Annotated in this window: 21 protein-coding genes; all 21 read right to left on the reverse strand. The window is 33.3% G+C overall.

Annotation, left to right across the window (positions count from 1 at the left end):
* On the reverse strand, positions 1–366 hold a 366-nt coding region (locus KBI38_05310; GenBank protein ID MBP8629478.1), incomplete at its 3' end, for a DHH family phosphoesterase.
* A gap of 1 nt (position 367) precedes the next feature.
* On the reverse strand, positions 368–724 hold the full coding sequence (rbfA, locus tag KBI38_05315) for a 30S ribosome-binding factor RbfA (GenBank protein ID MBP8629479.1): 357 nt from the start codon (positions 722–724) through the stop codon (positions 368–370).
* Positions 725–745: 21 nt separating this feature from the next.
* Positions 746–3,040 (reverse strand): translation initiation factor IF-2, encoded by a 2,295-nt coding sequence (infB, locus tag KBI38_05320; protein ID MBP8629480.1) that lies wholly within the window; start codon positions 3,038–3,040, stop codon positions 746–748.
* 34 nt (positions 3,041–3,074) lie between these two features.
* The gene (locus KBI38_05325) at positions 3,075–3,383 is read right to left on the reverse strand and encodes a ribosomal L7Ae/L30e/S12e/Gadd45 family protein (GenBank protein ID MBP8629481.1); all 309 of its coding nucleotides are present in this window, start codon (positions 3,381–3,383) and stop codon (positions 3,075–3,077) included.
* Entirely contained in the window at positions 3,379–3,642 is a 264-nt protein-coding gene (locus tag KBI38_05330) for a YlxR family protein (protein ID MBP8629482.1), read from the reverse strand. The genes KBI38_05325 and KBI38_05330 overlap by 5 nt, the downstream gene beginning before the upstream one ends.
* Positions 3,643–3,662: 20 nt before the next feature.
* The gene (gene nusA, locus KBI38_05335) at positions 3,663–4,712 is read right to left on the reverse strand and encodes a transcription termination/antitermination protein NusA (protein MBP8629483.1); all 1,050 of its coding nucleotides are present in this window, start codon (positions 4,710–4,712) and stop codon (positions 3,663–3,665) included.
* A 27-nt stretch (positions 4,713–4,739) separates the two neighbouring features.
* Positions 4,740–5,195 carry a ribosome maturation factor RimP gene (locus KBI38_05340; protein ID MBP8629484.1) on the reverse strand — a complete coding sequence of 152 codons (456 nt, stop codon included), beginning with the start codon at positions 5,193–5,195 and terminating at the stop codon, positions 4,740–4,742.
* 152 nt (positions 5,196–5,347) lie between these two features.
* Positions 5,348–9,019 carry a PolC-type DNA polymerase III gene (locus tag KBI38_05345; GenBank protein ID MBP8629485.1) on the reverse strand — a complete coding sequence of 1,224 codons (3,672 nt, stop codon included), beginning with the start codon at positions 9,017–9,019 and terminating at the stop codon, positions 5,348–5,350.
* A 20-nt stretch (positions 9,020–9,039) separates the two neighbouring features.
* Entirely contained in the window at positions 9,040–9,645 is a 606-nt protein-coding gene (cobC, locus tag KBI38_05350) for an alpha-ribazole phosphatase (protein MBP8629486.1), read from the reverse strand.
* Position 9,646: 1 nt separating this feature from the next.
* Complete coding sequence (locus KBI38_05355; protein MBP8629487.1) at positions 9,647–10,732, reverse strand: threonine-phosphate decarboxylase; 1,086 nt, start codon at positions 10,730–10,732, stop codon at positions 9,647–9,649.
* Positions 10,733–11,605: a GHMP kinase gene (locus tag KBI38_05360; GenBank protein MBP8629488.1), complete on the reverse strand. Its 873-nt coding sequence runs from the start codon at positions 11,603–11,605 to the stop codon at positions 10,733–10,735.
* Positions 11,606–11,617: 12 nt separating this feature from the next.
* A complete protein-coding gene (gene cobS / locus KBI38_05365) occupies positions 11,618–12,370 on the reverse strand; it encodes an adenosylcobinamide-GDP ribazoletransferase (GenBank protein MBP8629489.1) in 753 nt (250 codons plus the stop codon).
* Positions 12,367–13,314, reverse strand: a complete 948-nt coding sequence (gene cobD / locus KBI38_05370; GenBank protein MBP8629490.1) for a cobalamin biosynthesis protein CobD — start codon at positions 13,312–13,314, stop codon at positions 12,367–12,369. The genes cobS and cobD overlap by 4 nt, the downstream gene beginning before the upstream one ends.
* A gap of 1 nt (position 13,315) precedes the next feature.
* Complete coding sequence (locus tag KBI38_05375; GenBank protein ID MBP8629491.1) at positions 13,316–14,848, reverse strand: cobyric acid synthase; 1,533 nt, start codon at positions 14,846–14,848, stop codon at positions 13,316–13,318.
* 1 nt (position 14,849) lies between these two features.
* Entirely contained in the window at positions 14,850–15,422 is a 573-nt protein-coding gene (gene cobU, locus KBI38_05380) for a bifunctional adenosylcobinamide kinase/adenosylcobinamide-phosphate guanylyltransferase (GenBank protein ID MBP8629492.1), read from the reverse strand.
* Between the two features lie 12 nt (positions 15,423–15,434).
* A complete protein-coding gene (locus KBI38_05385) occupies positions 15,435–16,817 on the reverse strand; it encodes a cobyrinate a,c-diamide synthase (protein ID MBP8629493.1) in 1,383 nt (460 codons plus the stop codon).
* A gap of 15 nt (positions 16,818–16,832) precedes the next feature.
* Positions 16,833–17,456, reverse strand: coding sequence for a precorrin-8X methylmutase (locus KBI38_05390; GenBank protein ID MBP8629494.1), 624 nt, complete (start codon positions 17,454–17,456; stop codon positions 16,833–16,835).
* The gene (cobK, locus tag KBI38_05395) at positions 17,456–18,229 is read right to left on the reverse strand and encodes a precorrin-6A reductase (protein MBP8629495.1); all 774 of its coding nucleotides are present in this window, start codon (positions 18,227–18,229) and stop codon (positions 17,456–17,458) included. The genes KBI38_05390 and cobK overlap by 1 nt, the downstream gene beginning before the upstream one ends.
* Positions 18,226–19,050: a precorrin-3B C(17)-methyltransferase gene (gene cobJ / locus KBI38_05400; GenBank protein MBP8629496.1), complete on the reverse strand. Its 825-nt coding sequence runs from the start codon at positions 19,048–19,050 to the stop codon at positions 18,226–18,228. Before cobJ ends, cobK begins: the two co-directional genes overlap by 4 nt.
* The gene (locus KBI38_05405; protein ID MBP8629497.1) at positions 18,951–20,000 is read right to left on the reverse strand and encodes a cobalt-precorrin 5A hydrolase; all 1,050 of its coding nucleotides are present in this window, start codon (positions 19,998–20,000) and stop codon (positions 18,951–18,953) included. The genes cobJ and KBI38_05405 overlap by 100 nt, the downstream gene beginning before the upstream one ends.
* Positions 19,997–20,194, reverse strand: a 198-nt coding sequence (cbiF, locus tag KBI38_05410) for a cobalt-precorrin-4 C(11)-methyltransferase (GenBank protein ID MBP8629498.1), incomplete at its 5' end; no start/stop codon positions are given. The genes cbiF and KBI38_05405, both read right to left, overlap by 4 nt.

The following is a 20,194-nucleotide window of genomic DNA, read 5'->3' on the forward strand; positions in this document are numbered from 1 at the left end:
ATCTAAATATAAATAATCAGCAAAGTTCGCATTTGAAATATGATGATCGATATTTAATATTTTAGAATTGGTAATGTTTTTGACATTACCAATTCTATCATAATCACTAGCATCTAATACGATTAATAAATCAGCATTTAATGTAGCATTTGGTTTATTAATTTTTTCCAAACCTTTGAGGAATTTATAACTTGCAGTAATTTCATCATCAATTACTAAATGTACTTTTTTGTTCATTTTCTCCAGAAATGATCCCAATGCTAATAGTGAGCCAATAGCATCACCATCAGGATTAACATGCGTTGTTATGACAAAGCTTTCATGTTCTTGAAGAATAGTTAAAACATCATTTAAAGTAACATTCATTTTAGCTTTTTTCCTCATTAGTATTTATTTGATTCAATAATTCTTGAATTCTAACACTATAATCAAGTGAAGTATCAATTTGAAAAGATAGTTCTGGTGTACATCTTAAACGAATTCTTTTGCCAATTTCACTTCTGATAAAACCTAATGCCTTTTGTAAGCCGGTCCAGCATTCTGTTTTTTGTTCGTCAGTTCCCATTAAACTAACATAAATTTTTGCATATCTTAAGTCACCAGTAACATCAACTTGCGTAACCGTTACAAACCCGATTCTTGGGTCTTTTAATTCACGCAAGATCATTTTACTGACTTCTTGTTTAATTAATTCTTGAACTTTTTCAACGCGGAGTTGTCCCATCTTTCACCCTCCGTTCAACTTTTATTTTCCCGGTTTTATTTGTTCCATTGTATAAGCTTCTAAAATATCATTATCTTTAATATCACGGAAGTTTTCTAGTGTGATACCACACTCATAACCAGAGTTAACCTCTTTCACATCATCTTTAAAACGACGCAAAGATTCAATCGCTCCTTCATGAACAACAATACCATCTCTAATAATCCGTATTTTAGAAGAGTTAGTAATTTTACCTTCTAAAACATAAGAGCCAGCAACGATATTTTTATTAAAGCTAAACACTTGTCTTATTTCCACTTTACCTTGAATTACTTCTTTGTATTGTGGCGCAAGCATTCCTGTCATTGCAGCTTCAACATCATTGATTGCTTCATAAATTACACTATAACTTCTAATATCAATTTTCTCATTATCGGCTAAACGACGAGCATTATTATCAGGTCTAACATTAAAACCAATAATTAGAGCATTTGCAGCTGTCGCCAACATTACATCAGACTCGTTAATAGCTCCCGCACCAGAATGGATGATATTAACGCGAACTTCATCATTTTTCGCATTTAAGCTTAATAAGGATTGTTTCAATGCTTCTACTGAACCTTGAACATCAGCCTTAATAAGAATATTTAAATCTTTAATATTGCCATCTTGAATTTGTTGGAATAAATCATCTAATGATACTTTTTGTGAACTATTCATTTCATCAGTACGTTTTTTCGCAATACGTTTTTCCGCAATAAAGCGAGCTGATTTTTCGTCGAGTGCATCTAAAATATCACCAGCAGCCGGTACATCAGCTAAGCCTAACACTTCAACCGGAGTACTAGGGCCAGCTTTTTTAACTTTTTCGCCACGGTCATTAATCATTGCTCTAACTTTACCAAAAGCAGTTCCGGCAATAATTGAATCACCAATTTTTAATGTACCAGTTTGTACCAATACTGTGGCTACAGGACCACGACCTTTATCTAATTGTGCTTCAACAATAGTGCCTTGAGCACGACGATTAGGATTAGCTTTTAATTCTTGCATTTCTGCAACTAATAAAATCATTTCTAATAAATCATTAATACCAGTTCTTTGATGGGCAGAAACAGGAACCATAATGGTTTCGCCACCCCAGTCTTCCGGAATTAAATTATGCTCAGCTAATTGTTGTTTTACTCTATCAAGATTTGCACCTTCTCTATCAATTTTATTGATAGCAACAATAATTGGAACATTAGCAGATTTAGCATGATTTAAAGCTTCTATTGTCTGTGGCATTACACCATCATCAGCTGCAACAACTAAAATAGCAATATCAGTAACCTGCGCTCCTCTGGCTCTCATTGCTGTAAACGCTTCATGACCAGGCGTATCTAAAAATACAATTTTTTTACCATTACATACTACTTGATAAGCTCCAATATGCTGAGTGATTCCCCCTGCTTCTTTGCCAGTTACATTAGTTTTTCTAATCGCATCCAATAAAGAAGTTTTACCATGGTCAACATGTCCCATAACCGTTACAACCGGCGGACGAGGCATCAATGATTTTGGATCATCAACAATTTCAGGAATTTCAGTTGGATCTTCTTCTGGTGGTAATTCTTCAACCTCAACTTCAAATTCACCAGCAATTAATGTTATTGTATCAAAATCTAATTCTTGGTTGATATTCGCCATAATACCAAGCATCATTAATTTTTTGATTATTTCACTGACTTCACGTCTAAGTTTACTTGCCAATTCTTTAACTGTTAAAGAATCACCAACTTTAATAACTTTTGGTTTTTCCGGCTCAACTCTAGGTGTGAATGTTTTTTGTGGTGTTTGGTTGCGATTTTTATTGTTTCTATTATTATTATTTCTATTGTTTTGGAAGTTATTTCTATTATTATTGTTGTTGTTTCCTCTAAAATTATTAGGTCTATTATTATTGGAGTTAGCAGGAGCATTATTAGTATTGCCAACTGCTACATTAGGTTGGTTTTGGTGTTGTGGTCTAGGTCTATTTTGATTGTTATTTCCTGCATGGTGCTGCGGTCTAGGTGCACCTTGACCATTATTATTAGGATTTACTTTTGTTGCTACAGGTGTAGCAACTGGTTTATTTGGCTTGTTTAAGTTTTTATCGTTCTTTTCAGTAGTAACTTTTGGCTTTGTTTCAGCAACTTTCGGCGCAAAAACTCTTACTAAAACATCCTTTTCTGTATCACCAACACTACTCATATGATTTTTAACAGTAAAACTATTACGTTCTAATATATCTAAAATAGTTTTACTGGATGTACTAAATTCTTTTGCCAATTCATATATTCTATATTTCGACATTAATCCACCCCCAGCTTTCTGTTATCACATTTAATCAAGGGTTTAATATTTTAACAATTGATTTTGCAAAGCCATCGTCCAATACTGCAACCGCAGCACGGTATTCTTTGCCAATACAATGACCTAATTGTTCTTTTGTTAAAATACTATACAATTTTGTTTGATAATATTGTGACATATCTGTATATTTTTTTTTCGTACCATCTGAAACATCAGTGGCAATTATGACAAGTTTAGCTTTATTGGTTTTAATTGCTTTTTCTACTGCCAACTCTCCTGAAGCCAGTTTAGTTGCTCGCTGTGCTAAACTCAATGTATTTATCAACCTTTTTTCTATATTAATCATCACCGAATATCCTTGCTTTCAGTTGCTGGTATATTTCATTGTCCACAGGATTTTTAAATGATTTTTCCAATCTTTTTTCTTTAAAAGCCTTGTTTAAACATTCTTCCTTATGACAAACATATGCGCCACGACCGGACTTTTTGCCAGTATCGTCTAGAAGATACTCACCTTCTGGCGTTTTAACAATTCTCAGCAATTCTTTCTTGTTGTGCATCTCTTGACAGCCAACGCACATTCTTTGAGGTATTTTTTTCATTTCAATCAAGCCTCCTCTAATTATTCGTTTTCAGCTTGACTTGCTTGTGATTCACTTTTTATATCAATCTTCCAGCCGGTTAGTTTAGCAGCTAATCTAGCATTTTGCCCTTCCTTGCCGATTGCTAAAGATAATTGAAAATCAGGAACAATAACTTTTGATATTTTTTCAATTTCATTAACCTCAACTGATACTACCTTAGCTGGACTAAGTGAATTTGCTATATATTTTACTGGATCTGGACTCCATTTTACTATATCAATTTTTTCACCTTTTAATTCATCAACAATGGTTTGGACTCTCATCCCTTTATGACCAACACAAGCACCTACTGGATCGATGTCTTCGTCACGAGAATATACTGCAATTTTTGATCTCATACCTGGTTCTCTTGCTACTGATTTAATTTCAACAATTCCATCTTGAATTTCTGGAACCTCAAGTTCAAATAATCTTTTTAATAAACCCGGATGAGTTCTAGAAACAAGAATTTGTGGACCTTTAGTGGTTTTTTTAACTTCAATGATATAGCTTTTTACTCTATCACCATGTTTATATTGTTCAAAAGGGATTTGCTCAGTTGGTGCTAAAATAGCTTCTGCCTTACCCAGGTCAATAAAAACATTTTTTTGTTCGATTCTTTGAACAATACCCGTTAAGATATCACTTTCTCGGTTGGAAAATTCATCATAAATGATTCCGCGCTCTGCTTCTCTAATTCTTTGTACTACAACTTGTTTAGCAGTTTGTGCTGCAATTCTACCAAAATCTTTTGGTGTTACTTCAATTTCAATAATATCGTTTTCTTCATAACGTGGATCTATTTCTTTTGCCTCTGCTAAACTAACTTCCAAATGTTGCTCTGTTAATTCTGTAACAACAATTTTACGAGCAAAAACATGAATTTCTCCGGTGATACGATCTAATGAAACTCTCACATTTTGGGCTGAACCAAAATTTCTTTTATATGCGGAAATTAAAGCCGCTTCAATAGCATCAAATAATATTTCTGGTGCTATCCCCTTTTCTTTGCCTAACTCTTCAAATGCTTGCATGAACTCTGCGTTCATTTGTTATCCCCCTATTCAATTGTTCTATTAAAAGTCTAAATATAATTTAACTTTTGCAATTTTTTCACGTTCGATACTAATAATGTTTTCTTCAACTTCAATTGTCAAATTTTCTGCAGAATACTGTTTTAAAGTACCAACAATAATTTTTGAGCCATTAATTGGTGCATAAGTTGTAATTTCAATCTTATCACCAAGATGGCGTTGGAAATCTTTATCCTTTTTCAAGGCTCGGTCCAACCCCGGAGAAGAAACTTCTAAATAATAGCTGTCGCTAATAGGATCCAATTCATCTAGCTTTTCCTCTAATTGTTCGCTAAGAGACTGGCAATCCTCAATTTCAATACCACCATCTTTATCAATAAACACTCTTAAATACCAGTCTTTTTCTTTAACATATTCAACATCTATTAATTCAATATTGGTATCTTGTAATAATTTCACAACAATTTCTTCTACTAATGATTCAATATGATTAGCCACAACAACACCTCCTAATCTTATAGTGTCTATAGGTAAAACACCAATTTGCAGAAATAACACTAAAGAGTGGGCTTTTTGCCCACTCTTAAAAAACTAAACATAATTTCTTGCTTCATTATATCACTATCAATAAATATTGACAAGTATATCGCCTAAGCAAATAAATTCATTTGATCACTTTCCGTCATTCCTTGTAAACAGCCATGTTCTTGTAAAATATCAACTACTGTTTTTGATAATCTGGCTCTAACTTTTAAATCTTCAATTGAAGAAAATTCCTTCTCTCCCCTAGCTTGTACAATATTAAGTGCTGCTGATGTTCCAAGCCCCTGCAATGATGCTAGTGGAGGCAACAATGACTTATCCTGCATAATAAACTTATCAGCCGAAGACTTATTTAAGTCAACTCGCTCAAAAGTAAAGCCACGCAGAAACATTTCCAGTGCCAATTCAAAAACAGTTTGTAATCCTTTTTCTTTCGCACTCAAATTATTGCCTTTTTGCTCAAGTTCTTTTAATTGTTGTCTTAAGACAGACGGTCCTTTAACAATTAAGTTGGCATCAAATTCTGTCGCCCTTACGGTAAAGTAGGCTGCATAAAACGATAGTGGAAAATGCACCTTGCAATATGCAATTCTAAAAGCCATCATTACATAAGCAACCGCATGAGCTTTCGGGAACATATATTTTATTTTTTGACAGGATTCAATATACCAATTAGGAACATTTTTTTCCTTTAACTTTTGAACATCTTCAGCTTTAATCCCTTTTCCTTTACGAACACTCTCCATCGTTTTAAAAGCTAAAGATGGTTCAACACCTTTATGAATCAAATATACCATGATATCATCACGAGCTGAAATAGCTTCTGATAACTTAGCAGTTCCTGCCTTAATTAAATCTTGAGCATTATTTAACCACACGTCAGTCCCATGAGAAAATCCACTTATTCGAACCAATTCACTGAAAGTTTTTGGCATAGTATCTTCTAACATTTGTCGAACAAACTTAGTGCCAAACTCAGGAATACCAAAAGTGCCGGTATTGCTACCTAACTCTTGACTACTAACGCCCAAAGCATCAGTATTAGAAAACAGACTCATTGTTGCTTGGTCATCTAGCGGTATCTCTTGCGGTTTTAAGCCAGTTAAATCTTCTAACATTTTTATCACCGTCGGGTCATCATGACCAAGAATATCAAGCTTAACTAGGCGACTACTAATAGAATGATAATCAAAATGAGTCGTAATCGTCGAAGAATTTTTATCATCAGCTGGCCGTTGAATTGGGGTGAAATGATGTACATCCATATCTCGAGGCACTACCATAATTCCACCCGGATGCTGACCAGTAGTTCGTTTTACCCCAGTACAACCATTTACTAAACTATTAATATGTGCATTTCTAGTTATGATACCTTTTTCATTATAATAATTCTTTACATAGCCATAAGCAGTTTTATCGGCAATCGTCGCAATGGTTCCGGCTCTAAAGACATTATCCTTACCAAATAATTCTTCTGTGTACTTATGAGCAATTGGCTGATAATCACCGGAAAAGTTTAAATCTATATCGGGAACTTTATCTCCATGAAACCCCATAAAAACAGCAAAAGGAATATCATGACCATCTTTAATCATCAAAGTTTCGCAATGTGGACAATTTTTCGCCGGCAAATCAAAGCCACCGCCATAACTACCATCAGTAACAAATTCACTAAACAAACAGTTACCGCACCGCCAATGTGGCGGCAGAGGGTTAACTTCAGTTATATCCGTCATTGTCGCTACAAAAGATGAACCGACTGAACCTCTGGAGCCAACTAAATAACCGTCATCCAATGATTTTTTAACTAACTTATGGGCAATTAAGTATAATACTGCAAACCCATTATTAATAATAGAGTTAAGCTCATAAGTTAGCCTTTCTGCAACAATAACTGGTAATTCTTCACCATATAATGCTTTAGCTTTATTATATGACATTGCTCTAATCTCATTTTCCGCCCCTGGAATTTTTGGTGAATATAATTCATCTGGAATAGGTTTAAAGGTTTCGATATCTTCCGCAATTTTGCGCGGATTATCAATAACTGCAGCTGTTGCTAATTCTTTGCCTAAATACGAAAACTCAGCTAACATTTCTTCGGTAGTTCTTAAGTAAAGCGGTGGCTGATTATCAGCATCAGCAAACCCTTTACCAGTCATTAAAATTCGTCGATAAACTTCATCTTCTGGGTTTAAAAAATGCACATCACAAGTTGCAATTAAAGGTTTATTAAGCTTATTAGCAATTTGACTGACTTTGATATTAATTTGTTGTAACCCATTATCATCAGGAATAATTCCTTCTCTAACCAAAAAGCTATTATTGCCGATTGGTTGTATTTCTAAATAATCATAAAACTCAGCAATTTTTTCTAACTCTTCATCTTTAGCACCATGAATAATTGCTTGAATTAATTCCCCTGCTTCACATGCCGAACCAAAAATTAATCCTTCACGATATTCCGCCAAAACCTTTTTAGGAATTCGTGGTGTTCGATGTAAATATTTCAGGTGTGATAATGATACTAACGTATATAAGTTTCGCAAACCAATTAAGTTCTTTGCTAAAATTACAATATGATTGGCTTTATTAATATCATTTTCAAACAAATAGCCTTCCATTCCATAGATAATTTTTATATTTGCTTTAGCCGCCACTTCATAAGCTTCCGGAAATGCCTGTACCACACCGTGATCAGTTATAGCTATTGCCGGATGTCCCCACTTCGCAGCTTGTGTTATTAAATTTTTTACAGAAACAACCGCATCCATATTACTCATATGAGTATGCGTATGTAGTTCAACCCTTTTAACGGTAGCATTATCTGTTCTTTTTTGTTCTTCTTCTATTTTTATCAAACTATCAAAAAACATGCTAAGTTCATTCGCATATTTATCAAATTGCACCGTGCCTTTGGCCTTAACAATTAAATTTTTACTCAAAGAACTAAGAATACTATCATATTTTTCTTTTTCATCAAAAAAAGCTTTACCACTAATTCCATCAGTATTGTCTGCAATATCAACCGTTAACAAAAATCTCCCCGATTTAAGTTCACGCCCTTCAAAGGAAACTACCTTTCCTTGAACCACGACATTTCTGGCTTCTTCTTGAATTAAGTTTATCGCAATATTATTATCTTTGATATTACGCCCAAAGATGATATTATTTTCTTTCTTTTTTACAATACCTGTAGCTTGTTTAACAGCATCAGGCTGTGTAGCTTCAATATATTCAGGTGTTAATAAATCATCATCCGTTATTTCGACTTCATCTGTACTAACCAAACATTCAATTTCTAAGTTAACAGCTAATTCCTTCTTAATAAAGTCTTTAATGCTAAAAATTACATCATGTGCTTCAATTATTTCTGAAGCTAAATCACCATTTAGTTCCAAGGTTAACTTTGTTCCATCAAAATTCCGTTTAGCAGTTGATAATAAATGTTTAACAGTCGGATTTTGCGTAATATTTTTAATTAATTCAGACCATTTACCAATAAAGTATTCTTCTAAACTAATTATATTTTGCTTAAATTCAACTTTGCTAACACCGCAATTTTCACACAACTGTAAACCAACTCTATTTAGCAATTGCTTACTTACTTCCGCTTGTGTATTCAAATGAATATGCCAGCAATTGTTATTTACATCAATTATTACTTTTTTAAGCACACATTGATTAACAATTGCTTTTTCTTCAATTGTTAAAGGCATTGTATTTACAAATGACCAAAAATTTTCACATTTATCAGGAATAATACAAAAATCATGCATAAATACAAACCCCCTTATAATTAATTTAAGTGATGAATATCATTGAGCAAAGTTACAATATTATTGTTCTTATGATATTCCACCATGTTTACGGCAGTGTTGTCTTGACGAATTCGCCAAACATAATCTAATGGTAAATTTAAAGCACTGCAAATCATTGCTCTAATCGTTGCACCATGTGCCACAACTACCACCGTCTCTTTTTTATGCTTTTCTAAAATTTTATTAATAGCAACATCACTACGCTGTTTCAAAGTTTCAAAACTTTCGCCATTGGGAATAGTAATCTTCGTAGTATCTGAGAAAAATTGATTTAAGGCATTAGGCCATTTTTCATTTATTTCAGCATAAGTCAGCCCCTCCCAATCACCAAAACAAATCTCTCGTAAGTCACAATCAGTATTAACTTTAATTTTCTTTGGCGCTGCAATAATATTAGCAGTTTCAAATGCTCTGACCAAATCACTGGAATAAACAGCAGAAAATTCTTCAGACATTAAACGTTTTGAAACACGTTTAGCTTGTTCTATCCCTAATTCAGAAAGGGCGATATCGGTATGGCCTTGATATTTCATTTCTAAATTCCATAAAGTTTGTCCATGTCTCACAAAAATTATTTTCGTCATATTAATCACCTATAATTTTCTGTAAATAATTTATTAATAAATTATTGTTTTTTTCATCTTTAATCGCTAGCCTAATATAATATTCTGACAACCCCGGATAATTTTCGCAGTTTCGAATTAAAATATTATCTTTTAACAGTAACTCTTGCAATTCTCTTGCAGTATAACCAGTATTTTTTATATCAATAAAAATATAGTTAACCGTTGGCGGATATACTTTTAGTTTTTCTATACTTTTTAATTTATCATAAAATAGACTTTTAGTGTAATTTAAATTTTCAATACTTTGTTTTTGATACTCTTTATCATTTAATGCTGCAACTCCAGCCACTTGTGCTAAAACATTAACATTCCATGGATCTTTTGCTAAATGCATTTTTTGCGTTAAGTCACTATTTGCTAGCATAAAGCCCAGCCGTAATCCCGGTATTGCATAAAATTTTGTTAAAGAATGTAAAATAACTAAATTATCATAATGCTGAATTAGTTGGCGACAGGTATATTCTTGATTGTTTTCGATAAAGTCAATAAAAGATTCATCAACTAAAATGATAATATTCTTTGCTTTTGCTACTGCTAATATTGAATCGATCTCTTGATATTTTAAAATGGTACCGGTTGGATTGTTTGGATTACACAAAAAAACAATATCATTACCGTCAAGTTTATTGATAAGTTCTGATACCTTCAACTTAAAATCATTTTTAACCTCTAAATAATGATAATTAATCTTAGCAGCACTTGCTAAGGCTGCTCTTTCATATTCACAAAAAGAAGGTGCCATAATCATTACATTCTTTGGCTTTAAAATATTACAAAAGATATATAACAATTCGACAGCACCATTGCCTATAGTTATGTATTTTTTGGGAATGCTATAACATTGACCTAATAACTTTTTTAGTTCATAACAATCAGGATCAGGATAATGTATTATTTCGTCAATGCTAGCTTTTATTTTAGCTTCAACCGCTACCGATAATCCTAACGAATTAATATTTGCACTAAAATCAATCAGCTTCGTATTTTTATCACGCTTAGCTTTATGAATGTTGCCACCATGTTCAAATTTTGCATTGGTTTTCATTTATTCACCCTCTTGATATATTCCACCATTAACTAAATTAACTGTCCTATAATATGTCATCCTATTAAACTTAGAGCTTAATTCATCAATGCAAAAACTTAATGCTTCAGCATCACTATTATTAAAAAGCACCCCTAGTAAAGTACCACTATGAGCAATGTTAATCCCCAGCCCACCATTTTGAACAACAATATCAATTATTTTATCGAGTTTATCTTTATATAATATTTCTTGGTTCGCAAGTGCACTAATTGTCGTTGCCTCTCCAATTATTTTTGTATCTTTAGTTAAAAAGCCACGTTCTAACAAATCATAAGCTTTTTTTACATATTTTTCTTTCTTATTATTAAGTTCTAATAAATCAAAGCGATTATTAAAGTTTATGGTATCAACACTACCACCAAAATCAAAAATTCCGATAGTAATAGGTAACGCCTGACCTAAGTATTGTAAAACTTCTCCTTTGATATGGTCAAACGCAACAATACCTTCAAAAAAAATTCCATCGGTTGGTTCAATCCCAATGGCAATCTCAGCAATTTTTTCTGCTGATAAATCAACATTATTTATTAACCCGATTGCTTTTATCACAGCACTAATATCTGCACTACTTGAAGCCATTCCCTTACCTTGCAGTAATTCACTGACCAATTTAATTTTATAATTCGTGGTCTGTATATTCAAGTACTCCAAAGTCCTAGTAATAGCCAAAAAAGATTTTTTATTAATATTTTCAAAATTATTATGATTACTTTCTTTTATGCTGACCTGTGAATATAAATTAATCGGGCAAGTAACTAATAAATCTTTACCGGAAACTTTTCCTTGAATTAATTCACCACATGATCCAGGGACTTTAACCAATACTTGCATAACACACCTCTATTAGCTAATGATTAAAAAGCAACATAGCACTATCACTTCACAAAGCTCGGTTATTGCTCCATAAGTATCGCCTGTTAATCCGCCTAAAATTTTACTAAAGTAATTACAGAAAAAAAGTCCACCTAAACAACTAATAATAAACGCACTAATACCCATTTTTCCTAAAGGTATTATTAATAACATCGTAAATAATAACGCAATATAAAATGTTGTTGCTCCCGAATATTCTGCAAAAGCCTTACCCATTCCATCCGGTCTAGCATAAGGGAATTTTGTGATTGCAATCACCATATTAAAGCGACTTAAAATTGGTGCTGCAAATAACGCCAACAACAATTTATCACTGGGAATTTCCATAAAAAGAGCAATCTTTAAGATGCTTAGAATAAAAAAAGCTACTACTGCATTAGAGCCCACACAACTATCCTTCATTATTTCTAACATTCTATCTTTGCTTCTTCCGGAAAAAACTCCATCAGCAGTGTCCATAAACCCATCGCAATGTAATGCTCCCGTTAAAATAATGCTAAGCGCAAATAGCAGTATTGCTAAAAAATTATGCGAAAGATAAATATGGGCTAAGGGTAAATATTTTATGGCAATAAAATAAAAGCTTGCCATAATAATTCCTAAAACCGCCCCTATCAAAGGAAAATATTTAACACTTTTGCCGAATGACTCCAGTGACCACTCCGTTTGTTTTACTATTTTCAGAGAAGTCAAAAACTGTAATCCCACAAAAAAATTATTCATAATAACCTCATTATTAAAATACTACCTAAAATAAAAACAATAGTAGTACTATACATCATTAAATTAGTTTTTGCGATATGGCTACTATCTATAACATTATCAGCATCACCCATATAGGCGCGCATTGAAGCTCTGCCAAAATAATAATTTAAGCCACCAAGCCTGATATTTAAAGCACCCGCCACCCCAGCTTCACTAATACCACTGTTAGGACTTGGATGCTTAGCCGCATCTCTTAGAATCATTTTAAATGCATTTTTATAATCTAAGCGCAAGATAATAGAAACTAGCACAATTAATACACCGGTTATTCTTGCCGGAAAATAGTTGAAAATATCATCAACTTTAGCCGCACAAAATCCAAAATCTTGATATTTATCATTTTTATAGCCTAACATCGAATCCATGGTATTAACAGCACGATATACAAATGCTAGTGAAATACCTCCCAGCAAAAAATAAAATAATGGTGCAATAACGCCATCCACTATATTCTCCGCTACCGTTTCAATAGTAGCTCTAGCAATTTCACTTTTCTCAAGATTTTCAGTATCACGGCCAACAATCCATGATACTTTTTGCCGAGCGGTTATTAAATCATTGTTATCTAAATATTTTTTTATTTCAAAACCAGCTTCTGATAAAGCCCGTGGTGAAATAGTAAAGCTGAGAATAAGACCACTTAAGATCAATTTTGAAATATCATTTAAATAACTTAGGCTAAGATTAATTGCAGTCATCATACCATAAACTAACCCTAACAGGCAAAGTACTAACAGGCCACCTTTAAATTTTTTTATTTGTGGTTTTTCTTGACACTTTAGTAGCAACTTTTCTAAAAATGCAATCAATTTCCCAATTAAAGCTACCGGATGATATTTAGTTTTAGGATCGCCAATAATTGTATCAAATAAAAAAGAAATTATTAAAATATATTCTGCCAAATTATTCACCCATTATCTGCATCAACTTTTTCATATCAAGATTATTTCTGACAGTATCAGCCAGTCTATTATAACTACCTTGTTTTAGTGCATTAATATTTATACTAACCGCCAATGGTTTCAAGCCTTTTTTACTTCTAATAGCATTTAACAGTGAGCGTCTTAGGGTATCATTATCAAATATACCATGAATATAAGTTCCTAATATTTGTTGATTTTCACTAATAACACCATCGACTAAATTAACATTTTCCCTCGAGCGTTTTTCAATGTGAAATGGTGATAATACCGGCTGAGTAAACTCTGTCCGCCCCATATGTATTTCATAACCTGATAAATTTTCAGCAAAAATATCTTGTTTTAAAAATTTAAAATTTTGTACCGTTCGTGCTTGTATTTGGTGAGTTATTTTATTGCCTAAAAAAACAGTTTTCATCGGTAGTAAGTTTAAACCAGAAATTTTCGCTAGCGAAGATTCAGTTTTTTCCGGATCAATTATTTCGCTACCTAACATTTGATAGCCACCACAAATACCAATAATCGGTGTTCCTTGCTGAGCTAAAGCTAACAACTCTTTTTCATACCCTTCAGTTCTTAGATACAATAAATCTTCACTAGTATTTTTACTGCCGGGTAAAATAATTAAATCCGGATTGCCAATTGCTTCCCCTTGTTTAACATAACGCAAGTTAACATCAGGTTCAACCTCTAAACTATCAAAATCAGTAAAGTTTGAAATTTTTGGTGTTCGAAGCACCGCAATTTCAATTTCAGCTTGCTGATCTATATTTTTTACAGTATTTTTATCTTCTAAAGAAACCGAATCCTCATCATCAATCCCTAAATTATCAAGATGCGGTATCACGCCTAAAACCGGTTTGCCTGTTTTCTCTTCTAAAAAATCTAACGCCGGTTTTAATAAAGTAATATCACCACGAAATTTATTAATAATTAACCCTTTAACCAAGTCTCGTTCATCCGGCTCTAATAATTCTAGTGTTCCGACGATTGAGGCTAATGCTCCACCTCTATCAATATCTGCTATTAATAATACTGGTGCATTAAGAAGCTTCGCTACTCTCATATTAACAATATCGTTGGCTTTTAAGTTAACTTCTGCCGGGCTGCCAGCTCCTTCGATTACCACAAGTTCATATTCTTTAGATAATTTTTCTAGTGTTTTTTCAACAACACCTAATGCCGTTAAAGAATAACCATTGTGATACTCTTTGGCTGACATTGTGCCAACCGGTTTTCCCAATAAAATAACTTGTGAAGTTGAATTCCCGGTCGGTTTTAATAAAACCGGATTCATTTCTACAACCGGTTCCAATCCTGCCGCTTCAGCTTGAGCAACCTGTGCTCGCCCCATTTCTTCACCGGTTTTAGTTACATATGAATTTAAGGCCATATTCTGTGCTTTAAAAGGCACAACCTTATAGTCATCTTGCAAAAAAATACGACATAACGCAGTTGTTAAAATACTTTTGCCAACATGTGAGCTTGTTCCTTGCAACATTATATATTTAGCCATACTATTCCCCTACTATGATATTATTTTTAATTTTATTTAATTCTACCGGGATCCCACTAATAACTAAAAAGACTTCATCTGCAATTGCAGCAATCATTTGATTTGCAATACCAGCTAAATCACGAAATTCTCGTGCTAAATTATTTTCCGGAACGATGGACATCCCAACTTCATTAGTAACAAAAACAATATTAGTTCCAGTTTTTTTACTAACTTCAATAATTCGTTCAACCGCTTCTTTAACATAATGATAACGCTCTTTAATAGACGCCGGTGCATTTTCTGACAGTAATAGATTAGTTACATATAATGTCAAGCAATCAAATAAAATTATATCACTGCTTTTAGCTGAATTTTCAATCGCAAACTCAGCTAAATAAGGTGCCTCAATACACTTCCAATTACTTGGACGACGACTTTTATGAAGTCCAACTCTATACCGCATTTCTTCATCAAAGACTTGTGCTGTAGCAATATATGTTATATTATTACCAACTTTAGCAACATATTTTTCAGCAAACGTACTTTTTCCACTTCTTGCTCCACCCGTAACCAAAACAATTTTCCCTGACAAAATTAACACCTTCTAATCTTTTCTTGATTTATATTCTTGGGCTTTATTCAAAAAATTAACTACTAATTCTTCATTTCCCGCAAAATGAATATGTAAATATGACGCTAAAATATTTTCAGAGCTAAACCCTGAGTAGTATTTAGCCTTTGTTCTAGATTTTTCAAATTCAAAGCCCCATTCAAAATGCTGGTCATCTAAAATTTCCATTGAAGAAAAATGAAATTCATGTCCTTTGATAACTTCATTTTTAGGGCATAAAATATTGTCTTTTAATGCTCTAGCTTGAACATAGCCCACGGTTTGTAATTTGTTGTTCATCTTGCATTCTGCCGGCACAAGACCTACCATTTCAAAGGCTACAGCATTAAAATCAATAATCTTCGAACACAAATACATAAAGCCACCGCATTCAGCATAAATTGGCATCTTGTTAGCAGCAACCGCTTTTATCGCCATAATCATTTCTTTATTTTGTGAAAGCTCTTTCACAAACATTTCCGGAAAACCACCGCCTAGAATCAATGCATCTACCTCTGGCAATTTTTTGTCATGTAGCGGACTAAATTCAATTATTTCAGCTCCATAATCACTTAATACCGCTAAACTTTCGGGATAATAAAATGAAAAAACCTCATCTTTAGCAACACCAATTTTAAGAGCACTAAAAACATGCTTTTTGATATTTTTAGTGTCAAGTTGTAAGGCTGGTGCTGTTTTAGCTATATTATAAATTTCAGTAACATCAACTTGTTTTGTTATATTATCTTTAATATGCTCTAAAGTTTTCGAAACATCATTTTCTGTAGTTGGTGTCAAGCCTAAATGACGTTCTGGCATCGCCAGATTAGTATTTCTTCTAACGCAACCTAATACTTTTATACCGAGCCTTGAAATTGCCTCTACTACCATTTTTTCATGATTATCTGAACCTAATCTATTAATAATTACTCCGGCGAAATTAAGTTCCGGATCATAGTTTTTAAAGCCCAATGCTATGGCAGCTGCACTATCGCCCATCGACTTAGCATCTATTACTAAAACAACCGGTGCTTGTAGTAATTTGGCGATAGTGGCGGTACTACTAATTCCATTAGTTCCACCATCATATAACCCCATAACCCCTTCAATAACGGCAATATCACTATTAGTTGCTGTTTGTAAAAATATTTCTTTAATTTTTTCACTTGGCACTAACCATGTATCAAGATTATGACATTGCTTTTTGCTAGCTAAGGAATGAAAGCCCGGATCAATATAATCAGGGCCTATTTTATATGGTTGAACATTTAACGCTAATTCTTTTAAACAAGCTAAGATTCCGTTGGTTATTGTTGTTTTGCCAGCACCACTATTGGTTGCAGCAATAACTATTCGCGGCTGTTCAATATTGTTCATAGTTATCTCCAATTATTAGTCCAACATATATAAAAGTGCATTAACAACAGAAGCAGCAATCGGACTGCCACCCTTATTACCTACTACTGTTATGTATGGAACAGGTGCTTGCTCAATTAAGTAATCTTTTGACTCTCTCGCTCCAACAAAACCTACCGGTATTCCAATAATCGCTGCCGGCTTAATTTCATTTTCTTTAATCATTTTTAAAACTTCAAATAAAGCGGTTGGGGCATTGCCAATAGCAATAATTGCATTATCTAATTTTTTGCCAAATTTACGCATCGCTGCCATTGATCTAGTAATACCTTGTTCTTTAGCAAGCTTAGCAACTTCTTCATCAGCAATTAAACATTCTACGCTACCACCATATTGTGCTAATCTTTTTTTATTAATACCGGTTCTAACCATTTCAACATCAGTGTAAATATTACAACCATTCTTCAAGGCAGTTAAAGCACTGTCAACAAAGTCTTTTTGAGCTTTAATAACATGAGCATATTCAACATCACCAGAGGCATGAATGATACGAGAAAAAATTTTAATTTCTTTTGGTGAAAGATTATATTCTGCTAAGTAAGGAGCAATAATCTCCATACTACGGCTTTCAATTTGTTCCGGAACAGTTATAAATTCCATTAGTTTTCATCTCCATTTTTATTATTCAACAACTGTAAAACAGCTTCAAAAGTATTAACTTTATTAATATATTCAATCTTCGGTCTAGCAATCATTATTATTGGTAAATTTAAGCTTATCGCCGCTGAAATTTTAGTATCTGTTCCACCAATAATACCACTATTTTTAGTGATAATTACCTCAGCTTGATATTTTTTATATAATTCTAAATTTAATTCATGCGAAAAAGGTCCTTGTAACGCAACAATGTTTTTTGCAGTTAATCCGGCTACCTGACACTTAGTTATTACTTCCACTGATGGTAAAACTCTAACCGTGATATTTTTATCTTTAAGACTTGGTTCATTTAAAAAAACATCCAATGTTTTACTACCTGTTGTCAGAAAAATATTATTACCAAAGGTTCCAGCGACTTTAGCGGCTTGATGATAACTCTCTACTATCATTAATTTTTCATATTCCGGCAATAATGCTGTCGCGCGTTCATATCTAATGTACTTTATGTTTAAATCTTTAGCCACAGTAAGTGCATTTTCTGAGACAATTTCAGCATAAGGATGACTGGCATCAATAATTGTATCAATATCATTGTCTTGTACTAATTTTTTAATATCATTTAAAGTTAACCGTGCATCATTAATTTTTAAATACTGATGATTTAACAAGCTTTTTCCATACTCGCTAACTACTGATGCCAAAACTTCATAACCTTGCTCCAATAACATATTAATTAAAGCTCTAGCATCTTGAGTTCCGGCAAAGACTAAAATCATATTTTATAGCCTCTTGGCGTAATGATTTTTCCATCCTCGACATAAGTATTACTATTTCCAATAATAACCAAGGAGAACATGTCAATTGTTTCCTTAGTAAAATCATTTAAATTAGATATTATCGCATATTCTTTTTCTCTCGTTGCATTATTGACAATACCCACTGGTGTTTGCGGATCTTTAAATTTAAGCATTATCTCTCTTATTTCTTCAATTTGATTAACGCGTTTTTTACTTTTGGGATTATAGAGTGCTACAACAAAATCACCTTGAGCGACTAGTTCCGCTCTTTTTTTAATCAAATCCCATGGTGTCAATAAATCACTTAGACTAATTACCGCAAAATCATGCATTAGCGGTGCACCCAAAATTGCTGCCGAAGCACTCACCGCACTAATCCCCGGAACAACTTCAACTTTCGGTTGTTTTTCTTTTGGTAACTGCATTACAAGCTCCAACACTAATCCGGCCATACCATATATTCCAGGATCTCCACTGGAAACAACAACAACCTTTTGTCCACTGATAGCTTTTTCGACAGCCATTTTGCAACGATCAATTTCTTGTAACATTGCTGTCCCTATAACTTTTTTATCTTCAATCAACGATTTAATTAAAGTTATATAGGCATTATAACCAACCACCACATCAGCATTTCTGATACTGTTAAAAGCTCTTGGGGTCATATCATTAAGACTACCAGGGCCAATCCCCACTACTGTTAACTCTCCAATGCTAATGCTATCGTCACCTTGGGAAATTTGGTTTTCCTCAATAGTAATTTCTTCTGCTGACTCGCTAATATCGCTGCTGCTTCGCATACATTTCCAACTCCAATCTTTTTATTAACAAAATCTGATTCTTGTAAATTATATTTCTTTATAGTTTCAGATATTTTTTCATTATCATAAAAGGAAAGCTTAACATTTAACAGCTTAGCAACCGCTATTAAGCCTTCTTCATCTTCTTTTAAAGTAGTACTGGCAATACCACAAATATTATCTTTATGAATATTGGCAATCTTACAAGCTTCTGTTATTGCATATAAAATTTCATTAATAGTAGTATTTCTCCGACAACCAATTCCTAAAATTATATTAGCCGGTTGTAATAATAAAGTATTTTCTATAACTACAGTATTAGAGCTTATTAAAACTGCCGGAAAATTCATGTTATTATTAGTTAAATCAATTTCATTAAGCTGTAGACCTAACTTTTCAGCCTCAGCACAATACCAGCTATAGTTCATTATTGTTTTATCAATATAATAATGAACGCTCCGCCCTGCCACAATTTCAGCATTTATCTTAACTAATTGTTGCCGTGAAGTTATTTTTAAGTTCAACTTTTTAGCCAGCATATCTGCCGCTAATTTATTATTAACATCACTCGCAGTGGTAATGACAGGAATAGCCGCTAACTCTTTAGCAATAGTTAGCGTTAATTCATTTGCTCCACCAATATGACCTGATAATAAGCTGATAACATGTTCACCGGTTTCATTCAACACTACAACCGCCGGATCTGTAAATTTGTCTTTTAATAATGGCGCAATGACCCGAACGACAATCCCAGTAGCCATTATAAAAATAAGGTTTTCATATTTATTGAAAATTTCAGTAGTTAATTTAGATAAGTTATCATAGCTAATCGTTTCTGTTGCCATATCACTTTTATTTTTCCCGTATAGCTGAGTGTTACTTATTATTGCGGCTAATTTTTCTGCTAGAGCTCCACCCTTGCCTGTCAGATAAATAATGGCTGTACTCATTTTGAAGCATCGCGATACATATGAGCAAACTCCGGGGCATATAATCTAGACAAAGAGTAGCTTGTATCTAAACATTGACCTACAACTATCATTGCTGTACGCATAATATCATTTTCTTTAATTTTTTGTGCAATATCACCTAAAGTTCCTCTAACTATTTTTTCCTCCGGCCAAGAAGCTTTTTGAACAATAGC

Source organism: Negativicutes bacterium (assembly GCA_018052945.1).
Lineage (GTDB): Bacteria > Bacillota > Negativicutes > JAGPMH01 > JAGPMH01 > JAGPMH01.

Bases quoted from the DNA above. Each gene is read 5' to 3' on its own strand.
- rbfA (MBP8629479.1), bottom strand. From the start codon at position 724: ATGGGACAACTCCGCGTTGAAAAAGTTCAAGAATTAATTAAACAAGAA.
- infB (MBP8629480.1), bottom strand. From the start codon at position 3,040: ATGTCGAAATATAGAATATATGAATTGGCAAAAGAATTTAGTACATCC.
- KBI38_05330 (MBP8629482.1), bottom strand. From the start codon at position 3,642: ATGAAAAAAATACCTCAAAGAATGTGCGTTGGCTGTCAAGAGATGCAC.
- nusA (MBP8629483.1), bottom strand. From the start codon at position 4,712: ATGAACGCAGAGTTCATGCAAGCATTTGAAGAGTTAGGCAAAGAAAAG.
- KBI38_05345 (MBP8629485.1), bottom strand. From the start codon at position 9,019: ATGCATGATTTTTGTATTATTCCTGATAAATGTGAAAATTTTTGGTCA.
- cobC (MBP8629486.1), bottom strand. From the start codon at position 9,645: ATGACGAAAATAATTTTTGTGAGACATGGACAAACTTTATGGAATTTA.
- KBI38_05355 (MBP8629487.1), bottom strand. From the start codon at position 10,732: ATGAAAACCAATGCAAAATTTGAACATGGTGGCAACATTCATAAAGCT.
- KBI38_05360 (MBP8629488.1), bottom strand. From the start codon at position 11,605: ATGCAAGTATTGGTTAAAGTCCCTGGATCATGTGGTGAATTAATTCAA.
- cobS (MBP8629489.1), bottom strand. From the start codon at position 12,370: ATGAATAATTTTTTTGTGGGATTACAGTTTTTGACTTCTCTGAAAATA.
- KBI38_05375 (MBP8629491.1), bottom strand. From the start codon at position 14,848: ATGGCTAAATATATAATGTTGCAAGGAACAAGCTCACATGTTGGCAAA.
- KBI38_05385 (MBP8629493.1), bottom strand. From the start codon at position 16,817: ATGAACAATATTGAACAGCCGCGAATAGTTATTGCTGCAACCAATAGT.
- KBI38_05390 (MBP8629494.1), bottom strand. From the start codon at position 17,456: ATGGAATTTATAACTGTTCCGGAACAAATTGAAAGCCGTAGTATGGAG.
- cobK (MBP8629495.1), bottom strand. From the start codon at position 18,229: ATGATTTTAGTCTTTGCCGGAACTCAAGATGCTAGAGCTTTAATTAAT.
- cobJ (MBP8629496.1), bottom strand. From the start codon at position 19,050: ATGCGAAGCAGCAGCGATATTAGCGAGTCAGCAGAAGAAATTACTATT.
- KBI38_05405 (MBP8629497.1), bottom strand. From the start codon at position 20,000: ATGAGTACAGCCATTATTTATCTGACAGGCAAGGGTGGAGCTCTAGCA.